This is a genomic window from Pelagerythrobacter sp., from assembly GCF_041912895.1.
GTDB lineage: Bacteria > Pseudomonadota > Alphaproteobacteria > Sphingomonadales > Sphingomonadaceae > Pelagerythrobacter.
In genome coordinates, this window is sequence record NZ_JAYSGI010000004.1 from 83667 (window position 1) to 98994 (window position 15328).

Annotated in this window: 20 protein-coding genes and 1 tRNA gene; 17 read left to right on the forward strand and 4 right to left on the reverse strand. The window is 69.0% G+C overall.

The window, feature by feature from the left end; all coding sequences use genetic code 11:
• The first annotated feature begins 31 nt into the window (after positions 1-31).
• The 11 genes from fliL to ACE3QC_RS12460 all read left to right on the forward strand — a co-directional run bounded on the left by fliL (position 32) and on the right by ACE3QC_RS12460 (position 7733).
• Positions 32-631, forward strand: a complete 600-nt coding sequence (fliL, locus tag ACE3QC_RS12410; protein ID WP_374408691.1) for a flagellar basal body-associated protein FliL — start codon at positions 32-34, stop codon at positions 629-631.
• Positions 628-1542 carry a FliM/FliN family flagellar motor C-terminal domain-containing protein gene (locus tag ACE3QC_RS12415; protein WP_374408693.1) on the forward strand — a complete coding sequence of 305 codons (915 nt, stop codon included), beginning with the start codon at positions 628-630 and terminating at the stop codon, positions 1540-1542. The genes fliL and ACE3QC_RS12415 overlap by 4 nt, the downstream gene beginning before the upstream one ends.
• A complete protein-coding gene (fliN, locus tag ACE3QC_RS12420; protein WP_374408695.1) occupies positions 1539-1865 on the forward strand; it encodes a flagellar motor switch protein FliN in 327 nt (108 codons plus the stop codon). Before ACE3QC_RS12415 ends, fliN begins: the two co-directional genes overlap by 4 nt.
• Positions 1865-2152 carry a flagellar biosynthetic protein FliO gene (locus tag ACE3QC_RS12425; RefSeq protein ID WP_374408697.1) on the forward strand — a complete coding sequence of 96 codons (288 nt, stop codon included), beginning with the start codon at positions 1865-1867 and terminating at the stop codon, positions 2150-2152. The genes fliN and ACE3QC_RS12425 overlap by 1 nt, the downstream gene beginning before the upstream one ends.
• The gene (gene fliP, locus ACE3QC_RS12430) at positions 2149-2904 is read left to right on the forward strand and encodes a flagellar type III secretion system pore protein FliP (RefSeq protein ID WP_374408699.1); all 756 of its coding nucleotides are present in this window, start codon (positions 2149-2151) and stop codon (positions 2902-2904) included. The genes ACE3QC_RS12425 and fliP overlap by 4 nt, the downstream gene beginning before the upstream one ends.
• 10 nt (positions 2905-2914) lie before the next feature.
• On the forward strand, positions 2915-3190 hold the full coding sequence (locus tag ACE3QC_RS12435) for a flagellar biosynthetic protein FliQ (RefSeq protein WP_374408700.1): 276 nt from the start codon (positions 2915-2917) through the stop codon (positions 3188-3190).
• Positions 3187-3972 carry a flagellar biosynthetic protein FliR gene (gene fliR, locus ACE3QC_RS12440; RefSeq protein WP_374408702.1) on the forward strand — a complete coding sequence of 262 codons (786 nt, stop codon included), beginning with the start codon at positions 3187-3189 and terminating at the stop codon, positions 3970-3972. Before ACE3QC_RS12435 ends, fliR begins: the two co-directional genes overlap by 4 nt.
• Positions 3969-5102, forward strand: a complete 1134-nt coding sequence (locus ACE3QC_RS12445) for a flagellar biosynthesis protein FlhB (protein WP_374408704.1) — start codon at positions 3969-3971, stop codon at positions 5100-5102. Before fliR ends, ACE3QC_RS12445 begins: the two co-directional genes overlap by 4 nt.
• A 30-nt stretch (positions 5103-5132) precedes the next feature.
• Positions 5133-6554 carry a flagellar filament capping protein FliD gene (fliD, locus tag ACE3QC_RS12450; protein ID WP_374408706.1) on the forward strand — a complete coding sequence of 474 codons (1422 nt, stop codon included), beginning with the start codon at positions 5133-5135 and terminating at the stop codon, positions 6552-6554.
• A gap of 4 nt (positions 6555-6558) precedes the next feature.
• Positions 6559-6933: a flagellar protein FliS gene (locus tag ACE3QC_RS12455; protein ID WP_374408708.1), complete on the forward strand. Its 375-nt coding sequence runs from the start codon at positions 6559-6561 to the stop codon at positions 6931-6933.
• Between the two features lie 164 nt (positions 6934-7097).
• The gene (locus ACE3QC_RS12460) at positions 7098-7733 is read left to right on the forward strand and encodes a response regulator transcription factor (RefSeq protein ID WP_374408709.1); all 636 of its coding nucleotides are present in this window, start codon (positions 7098-7100) and stop codon (positions 7731-7733) included.
• Here ACE3QC_RS12460 and ACE3QC_RS12465 read toward each other — a convergent pair.
• Positions 7700-8131, reverse strand: a complete 432-nt coding sequence (locus tag ACE3QC_RS12465) for a hypothetical protein (protein ID WP_374408711.1) — start codon at positions 8129-8131, stop codon at positions 7700-7702. The genes ACE3QC_RS12460 and ACE3QC_RS12465 overlap by 34 nt on opposite strands.
• 211 nt (positions 8132-8342) lie before the next feature.
• Here ACE3QC_RS12465 and ACE3QC_RS12470 point away from each other — a divergent pair, with 211 nt between their 5' ends.
• The 5 genes from ACE3QC_RS12470 (at position 8343) to ACE3QC_RS12490 (ending at position 11956) form a co-directional block, all read left to right on the forward strand.
• Entirely contained in the window at positions 8343-9668 is a 1326-nt protein-coding gene (locus ACE3QC_RS12470) for an alkaline phosphatase PhoX (RefSeq protein WP_374408713.1), read from the forward strand.
• Between the two features lie 15 nt (positions 9669-9683).
• On the forward strand, positions 9684-10247 hold the full coding sequence (locus tag ACE3QC_RS12475) for a hypothetical protein (protein ID WP_374408715.1): 564 nt from the start codon (positions 9684-9686) through the stop codon (positions 10245-10247).
• Positions 10248-10348: 101 nt separating this feature from the next.
• Entirely contained in the window at positions 10349-10810 is a 462-nt protein-coding gene (locus tag ACE3QC_RS12480; RefSeq protein ID WP_374408717.1) for a Dps family protein, read from the forward strand.
• 70 nt (positions 10811-10880) lie between these two features.
• Positions 10881-11501, forward strand: coding sequence for a 6-phosphogluconolactonase (locus tag ACE3QC_RS12485; RefSeq protein ID WP_374408719.1), 621 nt, complete (start codon positions 10881-10883; stop codon positions 11499-11501).
• Positions 11489-11956, forward strand: a complete 468-nt coding sequence (locus tag ACE3QC_RS12490) for an NUDIX domain-containing protein (RefSeq protein WP_374408721.1) — start codon at positions 11489-11491, stop codon at positions 11954-11956. The genes ACE3QC_RS12485 and ACE3QC_RS12490 overlap by 13 nt, the downstream gene beginning before the upstream one ends.
• Here the strand turns inward: ACE3QC_RS12490 and dinB are convergent.
• Complete coding sequence (gene dinB, locus ACE3QC_RS12495; protein ID WP_374408723.1) at positions 11951-13096, reverse strand: DNA polymerase IV; 1146 nt, start codon at positions 13094-13096, stop codon at positions 11951-11953. The genes ACE3QC_RS12490 and dinB overlap by 6 nt on opposite strands.
• A 64-nt stretch (positions 13097-13160) precedes the next feature.
• Here dinB and ACE3QC_RS12500 point away from each other — a divergent pair, with 64 nt between their 5' ends.
• Complete coding sequence (locus tag ACE3QC_RS12500) at positions 13161-14444, forward strand: multidrug effflux MFS transporter (RefSeq protein WP_374408725.1); 1284 nt, start codon at positions 13161-13163, stop codon at positions 14442-14444.
• Positions 14445-14501: 57 nt separating this feature from the next.
• On the opposite strand, the gene ACE3QC_RS12505 is transcribed toward ACE3QC_RS12500, so the two are convergent.
• Together ACE3QC_RS12505 and ACE3QC_RS12510 are read right to left on the reverse strand one after the other, a co-directional pair.
• Positions 14502-14588: transfer RNA gene (locus ACE3QC_RS12505), tRNA-Leu, on the reverse strand.
• A gap of 129 nt (positions 14589-14717) precedes the next feature.
• Complete coding sequence (locus ACE3QC_RS12510; RefSeq protein WP_374408926.1) at positions 14718-15305, reverse strand: thioredoxin; 588 nt, start codon at positions 15303-15305, stop codon at positions 14718-14720.
• Between the last annotated feature and the right edge of the window lie 23 nt (positions 15306-15328).

Sequence of the window (15328 nt, forward strand, 5' to 3'; positions counted from 1 at the left end):
GCGACCCATCTTTTCCATCGAGGACAGCGGAATGAGTGACAAGAAGGACAAGGCGGCCGAAGGTGGCAAGGCCAAGGGCGGCAAGGGCAAGGCCCTGCTCAAGATCGCGCTGCTCGGCGTGATGCTGGCGGGCGTGGGCGGCGGCACGGTGTTCGGCCTGATGGCCGCCGGCGTGATCCAGACCGCCGATGCCGAAGCCAAGGAAGCCGGCCCGCAGTTCGTCGTCAAGGGCGAGGAAGACCCCTACGCGCCGCCCGCACCCAAGGGCGGCGAGGAAAGTGGCGAGCTCGTTTATGGCGAGGGCGGCAGCAAGTATCGCACCGCCTATTACAGCTTCGTCGAGGATTTCACCTCGAACCTCAAGGACAGCGACGGGCTGATGCAGGTCAGCCTCGCCGCTTCGACCCACCGCGATGGGCGCGTGCTGATGTGGCTCGACGAGCACCAGCTCGCGATCCGCTCGCGCATCCTCGTCGAACTGGCCGACACGCCCGAAGAGGAAGTGATGACGAGCGCCGGCAAGACGCGGTTGCAGAAGCGCCTGACCGACGCGGTCAACGAGGTGCTGGTCGAGCGTGAAGGCTTCGGCGGCGTCGACAACGTCTATTTCCGGACCTTCATCGTCCAATGACCCGCAGCCCGGCCTCCACCCCGGCGCGGCGCGCCGCGAGCCATTGCGACGCGCTGCTGAGCCGGCGCGAGACGCAGGTCGACCTCGGCCCCGATTTCGCGGCGTTCGGCACGCGGCTCGCCGGGGCGCTGCGCGCCTGCGTCTCCGCCGTGGCCGACGATGCCCAGGTGGAGATCGCCTCCGCCGGAACGCGCGCGATCGCCGGATCGGAACTGGCCGGCGCGTGCGCGCCGCTCGTCGCCACCAGCCGCCACCTGTTCGGGATGGCGGGCCACGTGCTGTTCCTTGCGCTCGACGGGCGCGCGATCCTCGAGCAGCTCGACCGCACCTTCGGCGGCACCGGCGAGATCGGCGATCCGTTGCCGCCGCGCCTGCCGCACACCGCGGATTTGCTCGCCCGCCGGTTCGAGAAGCAGGTGCTGACGGCCATCGCGGGCGAACTGGGCGGGCTCGACTTCCGCGCCGACGACGCGACCGTGGCCGATCGGCGCGCGCCGTTCACGCCCGAGGCGCAGCTCACCGTGCTGACGCTTGATGTCGCTTCGCGCGGGCGGGAATGGCGCATCGTGCTGGCGCTCGAAACCGCGGCGCTGTCTTCGCTCCTGCCGCGCAGCGCCTCGGCCCCGCAGGCCCCCGCCAGCCGCCGCAAGCGCGGGATCGACGAGGCGCCGTTCGCCGACCTGCCGCTCTCCGCCGGCGCGCGGCTGGTCGACATGGATATGCCGCTTCACCGCCTGGCGGCCATCGCGCCGGGCACCGTTCTTCCGATCATGGTCGCGCGTAGCGTGCCGTTGCAGGTGGGCGAGATCGTGATCGCCCGCGGCACGGTGGGCGAAGTGGACGATCAGGTCGCGCTCCAGATCACTCAGACTTTCACCGGCCAAAAAATCACCGAAAGGGAATCCCGATGACCGACGCAACCCAGGGCTTCGGCCTGATCCAGGACATCGACGTCCGCCTCACGGTCGAACTCGGCCGCACGCAAATGAACCTGCGCGAAGTGCTCGACCTCGCGGAAGAAAGCGTGGTCATGCTCGACCGGCTGACCGACGAGCCGCTCGACGTGCTGGTAAACGGCAAGCTGATCGCCAAGGGCGAGGTCGTGGCCGAAGGCAACCGTTTCGGGCTGCGCATCCTCGAGCTCGCCGGCGACAACCGCGCCGCGAGCCCACGCGAACGCCGCGCGCCGCCGATCGAGGTCGCCCCCGCCGCGCAGGCCGAAGGCATCGCCTGATGGGCTGGTACATCCTCAAGCTGCTGATCCTGCTGCCGCTGATCGGCCTGATGATCTGGGGCAGCCTGAAGCTCGCCCAGCGCATGCAGGGCAAGTTCGGCGCGCCGCAGGGCGGCGGCGGCAAGGCCGTGCGGATCGTGGAGACGACGATGCTCTCGCCCACGATGCGTCTCGCGGTGATCGAATTCCACGGGCGCGAGATCCTCGTCTCGACCTCGCGCGCCGGACTGACCCGCCTCGCCGAAGCGCCCGCGCGCGCCGCGGCGCTGGAGGAGCACGCGGCATGAAGCGGCTTTCCGCCATCCTGGGCGCGCTCGCCGCGCTCGCGCTGCCCGCCGCCGCCAAGGCGCAGGCCGCCGTTCCCGGCGCGCTCGACCGCGCGTTCGGAGAGCTGGGCGGCGCGGGCGGCGAGCCGCTGAGCATGTCGCTCCAGCTCCTGCTCGTCATGGGGCTGCTGACGATCCTGCCCGCGCTGGTGCTGATGATGACCAGCTTCACGCGGATCATCGTCGTCCTCGCGATCCTGCGGCAGGCGCTGGGCCTCCAGCAGTCGCCGCCCAATCAGGTGCTGATCGGGCTGTCGCTGTTCCTCTCGCTGTTCGTCATGGCGCCCACGCTGGAGCGGGTGAACGACACCGCCATCGCGCCCTATGCCGCCGGGCAGGTCAACGCCGAGCAGGCGATCGAGCTGGCCGGCAACGAATTCCACGCCTTCATGATCCGCCAGACGCGCGAGCGCGACCTGCAGATGTTCGCCGATATCGCCGACGCGCCGCAGTTCGCCAGTCCGCAGGATGTGCCGTTCTCGATCCTGCTGCCCGCCTTCGTGACGAGCGAGCTGAAGACCGCGTTCCAGATCGGCTTCATGCTGTTCCTGCCTTTCCTGGTGATCGACCTCGTCGTCTCCAGCGTGCTGATGAGTCTGGGCATGATGATGATGAGCCCGATGCTCGTCTCGCTGCCGTTTAAGCTGCTGCTGTTCGTCCTGGTGGACGGGTGGGCGCTCTTGATGGGCTCGCTCGCATCGAGCTTCGCCTAGGAGCTTGATGATGGACGAGCTTCCCATCCTCCTGTCCCTGGCCGACCGCATGCTGTGGATTACCGCGCTGGTGGCAGCGCCGGTGCTGCTTGCCGCACTCGCGATCGGCCTCGTCATCGGGCTGATCCAGGCCGCCACGTCGGTCAACGAGCAGACGCTGACCTTCGTGCCCAAGCTGGCCGCGGTCGCGCTGGTGCTGGTGCTGTTCGGCGCGTCGATGATGGCGCTGCTGACCGACTTCATGCAGGAAATCTTCATGGAAATCGCCCGGATCGGGGTGCGATGAACGCGCTCGATCTCGGCCTCGGCGCGATCGAGCAGGATTTCTGGGGCATTGTTTTCCTGATGACGCGCATCGGCGCAGGGCTGGTCGCCGCGCCGTTCTTCGGCGCCGCTTCGGTGCCGATGACGGTGCGCGTGTGCCTTACCGGCGCGCTGGCGATCTTCGTCGGCGTGTGGCTGCCCGCGGTGACTCCGCCCGAGACGCTGTTTTCCGCCGCCGGATTGATGGCGGTCGCGGGCGAGGTCGCGATCGGCCTTGCGCTCGGCTTCGTGCTTCAGGTTGCCTTCGCTGCGCCGACGATCGCCGCCGAGGTGATCGGCGGGGCGATGGGGATGAGCATGGCGATGGCCGCGGATCCCAATGGCGGCGGGCAGACCACCGCCTTCGGCCAGTATTTCACCATCGTGTTGACGCTGATCTTCCTCGCGCTCGGCGCGCACCTGCACTGGATCGCGCTGCTGGTGGAAAGCTACCGCGCCTTCCCGCCGGGTGACACGTGGATGGGCGCGGACGGGTTCGCCCGCGTGGCGAGCTTCGCCGGGGTCATGTTCGAGACGGCGGTGCGCATCGCGCTGCCGATCACGCTGGTGCTGCTGCTGGTGCAGATGGTCACCGGCGTGCTCAGCCGCTCGGCCCCCGCGCTCAACCTGTTCGCGCTCGGCCTGCCGGCGGGCGTGCTGGCGGGCATCGCCGCGCTGATCGTGGCCGCGCCGATGATCTACGACCAGTTCGGCGACATCGTGGAGGTGTCGATCGACCAGACCGCGAGCGTGCTGGTGCGATGAGCGAGACCGCCGGCGAAAAGACTTTCGAGCCGACCGCGAAGCGCAAGCGCGACGCGGCGAAGAAGGGTGACGTCCTCCGCTCCAAGGAAGCGACCACCGCTGCCGCGATCCTGTTCGGCGCGGCCTGGCTGACGTTCGCCGGGCCGTGGCTGCTGGGCGAGCTGAGCGCGCTCGCCCGCGAGAGCCTGATCTTCGACAACGGCGAGATGCGCGATTTCCAGCCCGGCTCGATGATGGCCGCCGGCCTGCTGTCCGCGCTGCCGCCGATCGTGACGATCGCGCTGCCGATGATCGTGCTCGCCTTCGTCACCCAGCTCGGCTTCGGCGCGGGCGAGGGGCGCTGGGTGAACGAGAATCTGGCGTGGAAGGGCTCGCGCATCAATCCGCTGTCGGGCCTCAAGCGCATGTTCGGCCCCAACGGCTGGATCGAGATGGGCAAGGGCATCCTCAAGGTCGCGCTGCTGGGCACGATCGCGTGGGTGTGGGGCAAGTCGTGGCTCGATGCGATCATGGGGCTGGGCGGCGGGAACCTGTCGCAGCAGCTCACCGCCGCCTGGGGCCTCGTCACCTCGCTGCTGTTCGCGCTGGGTGCGGGGCTGATCGTGATCGCGCTGATCGACGTGCCGATCCAGTGGATCCGCCGCAACCAGCGCCTTAAGATGAGCCATCAGGAAATGCGCGACGAGCACAAGGAAAGCGACGGCTCGCCCGAAGCGAAGGCGCACCGTCGCCAGCGCCAGCGCGAGATCGCCGCGGGCGGCGTGGCGCACGCGATGCGCGAGGCGCAGTTCGTGCTCACCAACCCGACCCATTTCGCGGTGGCGATGATCTACGACCCCGATCGGGCGGCCGCGCCGCTGGTGCTGGCGAAGGGGCGCGGCGACAAGGCGGCGGCGATGAAGGAACTGGCGCGCGAATACGGCGTGCCGATGCTCGAAATCCCGCAGCTCGCCCGCTCGGTCTATTACACCACGCGCGAGAACCAGACGATCCGCGAGGAGCTTTACGCCGCGATCGCTTCGGTCCTCGCCTTCGTGTTCTCGCTCAAGCGCGGCGAGCAGCGCCCGCTGCCCGCGATCGAGGTGCCGGTCGATCTGCGCTTCGACGCGGACGGCCGGGTCGCCCCTTAAGCCCATGCGCGAAACGCCGTTCTCCTTCGCATGAGCGCAGCATCCTCCATCATCGTCGGGCTCGGCGCGGGCAGCGGGATCGACATGGCCAAGCTGGCCAGCGATCTCGCCACCGCGCAGTTCGCGCTGCGCAACGACCGCCTGACGGAGAAGAGCGAGACGCTCGACCGGCAGATTTCGACCGCCTCGGCGCTCAAGAATTCGCTCTCGCTGCTGGCGAGCGCGCTGGGCGAACGGGTCCGTGCGGGCGATCTGGCGGTGACGCCGCAGATCGCCAACGGATCGGTCGCCGCCGTCTCCAGCCCGATCGGCACGGCGGGCAGGGGATCGTACAGCCTCGAGGTTCTCGCGCTCGCACGCGGGCAAACGCTGGCCAGCCCGGCCTTTGCCGATGCGGCGGCGCCGGTCGGTGCGGGCTCGCTGACGTTCCGTTTCGGCGAGACTAGCGGCGAAAGCTTTGCCGGGGACACCGCGCAGGCGGCGGTGACGATCGATATCGCGCCGGGCGCGAAGCTGTCCGACGTGGCGATCGCGATCAACGCCAAGCGCGCCGGGCTGACGGCCTACGTCGCGCAGACCGCGCAGGGTGCGCAACTCGTTGTAAAGGGCGCCGAGGGCGCACGCAGCGGCTTCGTGATCGAAGCGACCGAAACACCGGGCGCCGAGGGCCTCGCCGCGCTGGCGTGGAATCCGCAGAACGGCAGCGATCCCGCGCGTCTGCTGGCCGCTTCGGCGGACGCGCAGTTCAAGCTCGACGGGCTGGCGATGACCAGCCGCACCAACGACGCGGGCATGGTCGCGCCGGGCCTGGCGCTCAAGCTGACCGGCACCAACGCCGGCGCGCCGACGACGATCGCCTTTCCCAGCCCGGTCGGCACGATCGCCTCGGCGATGCAGGACTTGGTCGGCGCGATCAACGAGGTTGTCGGCGATCTCAATACGGCGACCGATCCGATGGGGGGCGATCTGTCGCGCGATCCGGGCGCACGCGCGCTCAAGCGCACGCTGTCGGGTCTCGCCGGCATGGTCGTGATGCCCAACGCCCCCGAAGGCGCGCCGCGCACGCTGTCGGACCTCGGTCTGGCGATCGAGCGCGACGGCACGTTCCGGCTCGACGAGACACGGCTGCAGGCCACGCTGGAGCGCGATCCGGCGGGCGTGGCGGCGATGTTCACCAGCGGGCTCTACGGCGTCTATGCGACGGTCGACAAGATCGCCCGCTCGGCCTCCACCACCGGCGATCCGGGCTCGCTCGCCGGGTCGATCGCGCGTTACCAGACGCAATCGACCCAAGTATCGGACGACACCGCGAAGCTGCTCGACCAGCAGGAGCGGCTGCGCGCCACGATGGTCGCACGCTTCGCCAAGGCCGATGTGCGGATCGGCGAATCGCAATCGACGCTGTCGTTCCTGAAATCGCAGATCGACGCGTGGAACTCTTCGAAGGACTGATGCGATGCTGGCGCTCAACAACCCGCAGGAAGCCTATCGCCGCAGTTCGTTCGACGCGCGGGTGCAGGGCGGCGATTCCGCCGCGCTGGTGCAGCTGTGCCTCGAGCAGGCGATCACCGCGCTGGGCTCGGCGCAGTTCGCGCAGGAGCGGCGCGATCCCGCGCTGCGCAGCAAGGCGCTGACCCGCGCGCTGACCGCGATCACCGCGCTCGAGATGGGCGTCGACCGCGACGCACCGCTCGCGCAGGCGCTGCTTCAGGTCTACGGCGCGGCGCGCCAGGCGGTGCTCGCCAGCGTGACCGATTTCGACCCCGCTCTGCTGACGTCGGTACGCAACGACTTCCTCGAGATCGCTACGGCTCTGCGCGATCCGGGCTGACGGCCAGGGCCTTCACCGATTTGCGATTGCGATAGGCCGGGCAATCGGTTAGTTGCGCCACCCGAACGGGGGTTCGATCGCGCGCGAAGCCGGAGGGGGGATTTCGGCCGGGCGCGGCATTTCACGAACCTGAGTGTGGGGCAAGCGTTTCAGGTGAGCGTTGCATGCAAGTGAATGGCATCGCGGGCGATTCCCCCGTGCATGTGATCGATTGCGACTCGCGCCGGCGGGCGGAAATCTCGCGCGAACTCTTCGCGCGCGATGTCCACGCCGAAATCTACGAGGACGCGGCGGAGTTTCTGCGCATCCTGCCATCGACCGGTTCGGTGCTGATGGTGGAGGATGCGGAGCGGTGCGATCTGGCCGCGCTGCTCGTGCAGTTGCGCGCCCGGGGCCGGTACTATCCGGTGTCGATGTATTCCGCCGCACCGCAGGCCGAGCGCGTGGTGCGCGCGATGCGCGAGGGCGCGATCGATTACCTGGGCTGGCCGTTCAACGACGCGCTGCTGGCCGAGGCGCTGACCCGTCTGCGCGAAGAAGGCGACCGCCGCGGGAAGGTCGAGCAGGCGAAGGCCGAAGCCAAGGCCTCGGTCGGCCAGCTCACCGGCCGCGAGCACGACGTGCTGGTATCGCTGCTGCACGGCAATTCGAACAAGCAGATCGCCGCCGAACTCGATCTCAGCCCGCGTACCGTGGAAATCTATCGCAAGAACGTGATGCGCAAGCTCGATGCCAAATCGACATCCGACGCGGTGCGGATCGGCATCTACGCCGACTTGTGGCAGCTGCCCGTCGGCTGAGCGGGCCGGCCCGGCGTCAATGCCAGCATCGACCCGAGCCATGTCTGGAGAAGCGAGAGCGCCAGCGCGCCGGGTCTTGCGTCTTTTGTAGCGGCATCCGGCCAGACCTGCGCCTTCGCGCCGCCGCCGCGCGGCATCGCCTCGCCCGGTAGCGTGGTCCCGATCAACGCGACCGCCGCGGTTTCGAACGCCCGCCGTTCGAGCAGGGCTTCGAACGCCGCCTCGTCGAGCGTGCTGCGGGCCATCGCGGCATAGGGTGGCGGAGCTAGTATCGCGAGATGGCGCGACAGCCGCAGACAGTTTTCCAGCGGCACGCCGGTCGCCATCATGTCGGAAAGCCGCATCAGGCTTTCGAACCAGGTCACCGCATCGAGACAGGCGTGCTCACGCGATTCCATCGGGGCAGACCCCTGCAGGTTTCCCCGCAGGTATACACCCATTAGCGGCGGGCGGGAATCCCCTTGCGGCAAGTTGATCTCGGATCGCATTTCGGGAACGAATCCGCGACACGGGCGAAGGTTCCCGGCGGCATCCAGGGTGGTGTCATACGAGCTTCACACTGCTATCGCATCGCCGCACAACACGATCGCTTCACGGATGATTATCGCCATGCCAACGCTTGCCGCCGACCGTCGCTCGTTCCTTGCCGCCACCGGCAGCGCCTTTGCCGCGCTCGCGGCGAGCGGGTGCTCGACCATGATGGCCGGCAGGCCGAGTGTCGCCGCCGCCGGGTACGGTCCGCTGCGCCCCGATCCGGCGGGCGTGATCGACCTGCCCGAAGGCTTCTCGTACCGGGTGATCTCGCGCCTCGGCGATGCGATGAGCGACGGCTTCACCGTGCCCGACGCGGCCGACGGGATGGGTTGCTTCGATCTGGGCGGCGGCAAGCTGGCGCTGGTCCGCAATCACGAGTTGGTGCCGGGCAAGGATGGCGGCGGGGTCTCCGGCCCGGCCTACGACATCGTCGCGCGCAGCCTCGTCCCGCTGCCCGGCGGTACGACGACTCTGGTGCTCGATGCCGAGACGCTCGTGGTGGAGCGCGAATACCGCTCGCTCGCGGGCACGATCCGCAATTGCGCCGGCGGCGTCACGCCATGGGGCAGCTGGCTGACCTGCGAGGAAGCGCCGGTGCGCGCGGACGGGCGGATCAATCAGGATCACGGATACACGTTCGAGGTGCCCGCCGATGCGCCGGGCCTCGTCGATCCGGTGCCGCTGAAGGCGATGGGCCGCTTCAATCACGAGGCCGCCTGCGTCGATCCGGCGACGGGGATCGTCTACCAGACCGAGGATCGCGACGACAGCCTGCTCTACCGCTTCATCCCGAACGTGCGCGGCAAGCTGGCCGAAGGGGGCAAGCTGCAGGCGCTGGCGATCGTCGACGCCCCCACCGATACGCGCAACTGGGAAGGCGCGCCGATGCCAACGGGCGGCTGGGCCGACGTCCGCTGGATCGATCTCGACGACGTCGAGGCGCCCGAAGACGACCTGCGCCTGCGCGGCGCGGCGGCCGGCGCCACGCTGTTCGCGCGCGGCGAGGGCATCCACATGGGCGAAGGCGAGCTCTATTTCTGCTGCACCAGCGGCGGCGGGGCGAAGCTGGGGCAGATATTCCGTCTCGTGCCCGGCCGCGACGGGGCGGCGGACCGGCTGCAACTGTTCTTCGAATCGACCGCGCCCGACCAGTTCAACTACGGCGACAACCTGACGGTCGGCCCCAACGGCCACCTGGTGGTGTGCGAGGATCAGTACACCGACGTGGTCGAGAACCATTTGCGAGGGATCACGCCGGATGGCGTTGCCTATCCGCTCGCCTTCCTACACATGCAGACCGAGTGGGCCGGGGCGTGCTTCTCGCCCGACGGGCGCACGCTGTTCGTCAACGCCTACAGCCCGACGCGGACCTTCGCGATCACCGGGCCCTGGATCGCCTAGGCGGCGCACGAGCGCATGCCTTCGCTGTTCTTCGCCTTCATCGCGGTCCTGCTCGGCACGATCGGCAGCCGCGACCAGCGGATCGTCGCGCATTTCTCCAGCGCCTCGCGCCGGGGGCCGGGGGTGCTGGCCGCGGCGATCGCCAGCGCCGCGCTGTCCGCCTTCGCGATGGCGCTGGCGGGGCAGGTCGTCTCGGGCATCCTGCCGGGGCCGGGCAAGACGATGCTGGTCGCGATCGCGTTGTTGTTCGCCGCGATCGAGTTGACCTGGCCCGCGCGTTACCAGCCGCCTGAAGAGCCGACCCGCTCGCTCGCGGCGATCGTGATCGTGCTGATGGCGCGGCAGTTCGGCGACGGCGCGCGCTTCCTCGTGTTCGCCATCGCCGCGTTCGGTGGCAGCGCAGTCCTCGCGGGCATCGGCGGCGCGCTGGGCGGCGCGCTCGCGCTCGCGGCCGCCTGGGCAGCGGGCGACGACGCCGTGCGGCGCCTGCCGATCCGCGCGGTGCGGCTGGTGTTAGCGGCGTTCGCGCTGGCGATGGCGGTGGTGGCCGCGCTGGATGCGCGCGGCATAAGTTATTGATCGCAACAGGCGATTATTGAAACCGCCATAAGCGGCGAAACCGATTGCCCGCTCGCCCATTGGTCAGGTGAACATCACATCCTGAACAGGAGGGACACCCCATGAGCAAGACGGGCGACAATTCGAAAAAGGCGCTGGTCGGCGCGCTGAACGGCGCGCTGGCCGATACGCTGGCGCTCTACGTCAAAACCAAGAACTTCCACTGGCACGTCGCGGGCCCGCGCTTTCGCGATCTGCACCTGCTGTTCGACGAGCAGGCTGCGCAGCTGATCGGCACGGTCGACCTGATCGGCGAGCGCGTGCGCAAGAACGGCGAACTGACGCTGACCTCGATCGGCTCGATCGCCAAGGCGACCGATGTGGCCGATCAGGACAACGCCACGCTGGAAGCCGACGCGATGGTCAAGGAACTGCGCGACGACAACCGCAAGCTTCACACACGCCTCAACGCGGTGAAGGAGGCGGCGGAAGACGTGGGCGACAACGCCACCAGCGGCGTGGTCGACGACTGGATCGATCAGGCCGAGGAACGTGTCTGGTTCCTCACGCAGACGCTGAAATAGGCTGCGGAAATCGACCGCACAGCCCGCCTCGGCGCTTGGCCGGGGCGGGCTTTGTGCTATTCGGGCGCACGTGGTCGATGTGGAACTGATAGCGGGCGCGGATGATGCCCGGGTGGCCGAATGGCTCGGCGGCAAGCTCGAAGCGGCGCTTGCAGCGCGCGAGGGGCCGGCGGCGGTGACGATCCCGGGCGGATCAACCCCGTTTCCGATCCTCGAGCGATTGCGCGATCGTGCGCTCGATTGGTCGCGGCTGCTCGTCTGGCCAGGCGACGACCGGATCGTCCCCGAAGATCATCCCGCGAGCAACACCGGGCGCATTCGCGCCGCACTCGAACCGCTGGGCGCCGAGGTGGTCACGTTGAGCGAGATGGAGCAGGTGCCGCGGTTCGCGCTCGCGTGGCTCGGCATGGGGGCGGACGGGCATGTCGCTTCGCTGTTCCCGAACACCGATCCGCGGGTGGACGATCCCGCGCCGATCCGCCGGCTGACCCCCGATCCGCTGCCGCCCGAAGCGCCGTTCGACCGCGTGACGCTGACCCTGCCGGCGCTGCTCGCCAGCGATGCGATCATGTTCGTCATCCGCGGCGACGACAAGCGCGCAGTGTTCGAAGCGGCGATGCGCGGCGAGCACGACCTGCCCGTCGCGCGGCTGCTGGCGGCGGCCGATCAGCCCGTTACGTGCTTCGCCTGATCCCCGCATCGCTGCACCGCACGGCGCTCCCGCTCGCCCATGCCGTGCGTGGGCGCTGGCGGCGGATCATGAAGCCGCAACTGCGCGGCTGCGTAGTGATCGCGAGCGATATCGAACACCGGGTCCTGCTCGTGCGGCTGAGCTACGGCGCGGCCGCCTGGTCGTTTCCCGCGGGCGGCATCCGCCGTGGCGAGGAGCCCGAGCACGCCGCGCGCCGCGAACTCCTGGAAGAAACCGGGTGCGAGGCGCATGCGATGACGCTGCTCGGGGTGCAGGAGGAAACCTCGTTCGGCGCGCCGAACCGGGTCCACGTCTTCGCCACGCGCATTTGCGACGTGCCCGCCCCCGACCGGCGCGAGGTACTGGAAGCGCGGCTGTTCCCGCCGCATTCGCTGCCCGAGCCGCTCAGCCCGCGCACGCGCAAGCGGCTGGAACTGTGGCGCCGCCCGTCATAGCAACGAGAGCTGCGCGTCGTCGCGCGGCGGTTCCTTCGCATCGCCGCCTTCGAGGTTCGAGAGCGTGAGCCCCATCAGCCGGATCGGCAGCGGCAGCGGCAACAGCGCGTCGAGCAGTTCGTGCCCCAGTTTCGCGAATTCGGCCTTGTCGGCGACGTTGTGCGGCAGGCTCTTCGCGCGGCTGACGATCTGGAAATCGGTGTATTTCATCTTCAGCGTGACCGTGCGCCCTTTCGCCTGCGCCCGCTCGATACTGTCCCACACGATGTCGACGATGGTGTCGAGCGCCTCGCGCAGCGCGTGCCCGCTGGAAATGTCCTCGCGGTAGGTGCGCTCGCCGCCGACCGACTTGCGGATGCGGTTGGTGCGCACGGGCCGCAGGTCGATCCCGCGCGCGGCGCGATAGAGATAGTCGGCGAAGCTGCCGAAGTTGGCGCGCAGAAAGGCGATGTCCTTCGCGGCGAGATCGGCCCCGGTTTCGATCCCCAGGCGCGCCATCTTCTCCGCGCCCTTGGGCCCGACGCCGTGGAAGCGGCGCACCGGCAGCGCGGCAACGAACGCCGCGCCTTCGCCCGGCCGGATTACGCACAGCCCGTCCGGCTTGTTCTGGTCGCTGGCGATCTTGGCGAGGAACTTGTTGTAGCTGACCCCGGCGCTGGCGGTCAGCCGCGTTTCCTCGGCGATCGCCGCGCGGATCAACTGCGCGATCCGCGTGGCCGAGCCGATCCCGCGAATGTCGTCGGTCACGTCGAGATAGGCCTCGTCGAGGCTCAGCGGCTCGACGTGCGGGGTGTAGTGGCGGAAGATCGCGCGAATCTGCTGCGAAACCTCCTTGTAGACCTCGAACCGGTGGCGCACGAAGATCAGGTCGGGGCAGCGGCGCTTTGCGGTGACCGAAGGCATCGCGCTGCGCACGCCGAACTTGCGCGCCTCGTAGCTCGCCGCCGCGACCACCCCGCGCCCGCCCGATCCGCCGACCGCCACCGGCTTCCCGCGCAGCTCGGGATGGTCGCGCTGTTCGACGCTGGCGAAGAAGGCATCCATGTCGACATGGATGATCTTGCGCAGGCCCTGCGCCTCATCGCCATGGGCATTGCCGGCGTCGTCGCGGGCGTCGTCGTCCGGGGCGGGATCGTCCATCGGGTGCAGATACGCCACCCGGTTGCAAAGCGGAACCGTTCGGCGCACAGGCGCTTTTGTGCAGATGCGAAATGAAACCCTGACGGCCGATGACGATGACGACGGCGACGTCCGGCGCCCCTCCAGCCTCGCCCGCCACCGCCCCGTCGGCGAGCGCGAGCTGATCTGGATGATGGCGATGCTGATGGCGCTCAACGCCTTCGGCATCGATGCGATTCTGCCCGCGCTCGATACCATCGCGGGCGAACTGGGCGCGCAGGGCAACCAGCGCCAGTTCGTGGTCGGCGTCTACCTGCTCGCGGCGGGCGTGGGCACGCTGATCCCCGGCAGTTTCGCCGACCGCTACGGCCGCAGGCCGGTGCTGTTCACTGCGCTCGCCGCCTATATCGCGCTGTCGATCGCCTGCGCGCTGGCGAGCGATTTCGCGACGCTCGTGGTGCTGCGCGGGCTGCACGGGTTCTGCGCGGCGGGGATCATCGCGCTGCCGCCCGCGATTATCCGCGACCGGGTGGGCGGCGACCGCATGGCCCGGATGATGAGCCTGATCTTCGTGATCTTCCTGCTCGTGCCCGCCGTCGCGCCCAGTATCGGACAGGGTGTGCTGGTGCTGGCGGGCGACTGGCGCTGGATCTTCGCCGCGATGGCCGGGGCGGGCATGGTGATGACCGCGTGGGTGTTCTTCCGCCTGCCCGAAACCTTGCACGCCCGCGACCGCCAGCCGATCCACCTCGCCACGATCGCGCGCAACATGGTCCGCGCGGTCGCATTGCGCCAGACCATCGGCTACACGATCGGCAGCGCGCTGGTGTTCGGGGGCCTGTTCGGCTTCATCAATTCCAGCCAGCAGCTAATCGGCGAGGCCTTCGGTGCGGGCGACAGCTTCCCGCTGATCTTCGCGATCTGCGCGGGCTGCATGGCGATCTCCAATTGGTCGAACTCGCGGATCGTCGAGCGCCATGGTGCGCGCCGGGTCAGCCATGTGGCGCTGTTCGCGTTCATCGCCGTCGCCGCCGCGCAATTGTGGTTCGCCAGCCAGCCGGACGAGAGCCTGTGGACCTTCGTGCCGCTGATGGCCGCGAACATGAGCCTTCTCGGTTTCATCGGCGCGAACTTCGGCTCGATCGCGATGCAGCCCTTTCGCCAGATCGCCGGCGCGGCCTCTTCGGCGCAGGGCTTCCTGCGCATGACCAGCGGCGCGGCGCTGGGCTCGGGCATCGGCTATGCCTACGACGGCACCGCGCGGCCGCTGGCGGCGGCGCTGCTGGTGACGGCGGTGCTGAGCCTGGTGTTCGTGCTGATCAGCGAAAAAGGCGCGCTGTTCGCCCCGCCCGTGCGCGACGACGACTGAGCGCCGCGACTTTCGACGAAGCACGGACGGCGCGTGGGCCGTTTATAACCAGGGGATTGGTGCGGTCGAGAAGACTCGAACTTCCACGGGCTTTCGCCCACAACGACCTCAACGTTGCGCGTCTACCAGTTCCGCCACGACCGCACTCAGTCACAAGGGCGCGGGAGGCGCCCCGGGGGGTAGGCGCGCGCCACTAGCAACAGGCTGCGGGCTCCGCAAGCGGTTTGACGCGAGGCTACGCGCATTGGGCCGACGAGGCCGGGCGCGTTGGAGTTATCGGCCGGGCTTCCAGCCGATTTCGGCGAACTTGGCGGACTTGGGAACGTCGGTCACCGCTTCGTTTATCGTCATGCTCTCGCCCGGCGCGAGGCGCGGCTGCGGCGGGGCGACTTCCCAGCTGTAGACGATCCGGTCGCGCGCATCGCGCATCACGATGAGGATCGAAGGCACGCTGCGCGTCTCGCGACCGACGTTGGTGATCGTGCCGCTCGCGCCGAAGAATTCGGTGCCGTTGGGCAGCGTGCGCCGGTCCTGCTGGTCGGCCGGAAATTCGAGCACGAGGTCGGGCTGCTCCACCGCGAAGGTCGGGCGGCTGACCGGAACCCAGTCGGGCAGGCCCCAGTAGCTGACCGCGGCGATCGTACCGAGCGCGAGCACCGCGAACGCCGCGGCGGCGGCGGTCCATATCCGTAGCCGGTTGCGCCGCGGGCGAAAGGGCGGCTCGGCGGCGAAGGGGGAATAGCCATCGTCGGTGGCCTCGTCAGCAGGTGGGGCAGGCGATTCGTCCGGCAATGGTTCGCCGGCGTGATCCTCCGGCGGGGGCGGTGGGGCGGTGACGGGCTCCTCGACAGCCTCCGGCACGGGAGCCGCTTGCGGAACGGGCT

What these genes read in the sequence shown, in the direction of transcription:
- fliL (WP_374408691.1), top strand. Translation starts at nt 32, where the DNA reads ATGAGTGACAAGAAGGACAAGGCGGCCGAAGGTGGCAAGGCCAAGGGC.
- ACE3QC_RS12415 (WP_374408693.1), top strand. Translation starts at nt 628, where the DNA reads ATGACCCGCAGCCCGGCCTCCACCCCGGCGCGGCGCGCCGCGAGCCAT.
- fliN (WP_374408695.1), top strand. Translation starts at nt 1,539, where the DNA reads ATGACCGACGCAACCCAGGGCTTCGGCCTGATCCAGGACATCGACGTC.
- ACE3QC_RS12425 (WP_374408697.1), top strand. Translation starts at nt 1,865, where the DNA reads ATGGGCTGGTACATCCTCAAGCTGCTGATCCTGCTGCCGCTGATCGGC.
- fliP (WP_374408699.1), top strand. Translation starts at nt 2,149, where the DNA reads ATGAAGCGGCTTTCCGCCATCCTGGGCGCGCTCGCCGCGCTCGCGCTG.
- ACE3QC_RS12435 (WP_374408700.1), top strand. Translation starts at nt 2,915, where the DNA reads ATGGACGAGCTTCCCATCCTCCTGTCCCTGGCCGACCGCATGCTGTGG.
- fliR (WP_374408702.1), top strand. Translation starts at nt 3,187, where the DNA reads ATGAACGCGCTCGATCTCGGCCTCGGCGCGATCGAGCAGGATTTCTGG.
- ACE3QC_RS12445 (WP_374408704.1), top strand. Translation starts at nt 3,969, where the DNA reads ATGAGCGAGACCGCCGGCGAAAAGACTTTCGAGCCGACCGCGAAGCGC.
- fliD (WP_374408706.1), top strand. Translation starts at nt 5,133, where the DNA reads ATGAGCGCAGCATCCTCCATCATCGTCGGGCTCGGCGCGGGCAGCGGG.
- ACE3QC_RS12455 (WP_374408708.1), top strand. Translation starts at nt 6,559, where the DNA reads ATGCTGGCGCTCAACAACCCGCAGGAAGCCTATCGCCGCAGTTCGTTC.
- ACE3QC_RS12460 (WP_374408709.1), top strand. Translation starts at nt 7,098, where the DNA reads ATGCAAGTGAATGGCATCGCGGGCGATTCCCCCGTGCATGTGATCGAT.
- ACE3QC_RS12465 (WP_374408711.1), bottom strand. Translation starts at nt 8,131, where the DNA reads ATGGAATCGCGTGAGCACGCCTGTCTCGATGCGGTGACCTGGTTCGAA.
- ACE3QC_RS12470 (WP_374408713.1), top strand. Translation starts at nt 8,343, where the DNA reads ATGCCAACGCTTGCCGCCGACCGTCGCTCGTTCCTTGCCGCCACCGGC.
- ACE3QC_RS12475 (WP_374408715.1), top strand. Translation starts at nt 9,684, where the DNA reads ATGCCTTCGCTGTTCTTCGCCTTCATCGCGGTCCTGCTCGGCACGATC.
- ACE3QC_RS12480 (WP_374408717.1), top strand. Translation starts at nt 10,349, where the DNA reads ATGAGCAAGACGGGCGACAATTCGAAAAAGGCGCTGGTCGGCGCGCTG.
- dinB (WP_374408723.1), bottom strand. Translation starts at nt 13,096, where the DNA reads ATGGACGATCCCGCCCCGGACGACGACGCCCGCGACGACGCCGGCAAT.
- ACE3QC_RS12500 (WP_374408725.1), top strand. Translation starts at nt 13,161, where the DNA reads ATGCGAAATGAAACCCTGACGGCCGATGACGATGACGACGGCGACGTC.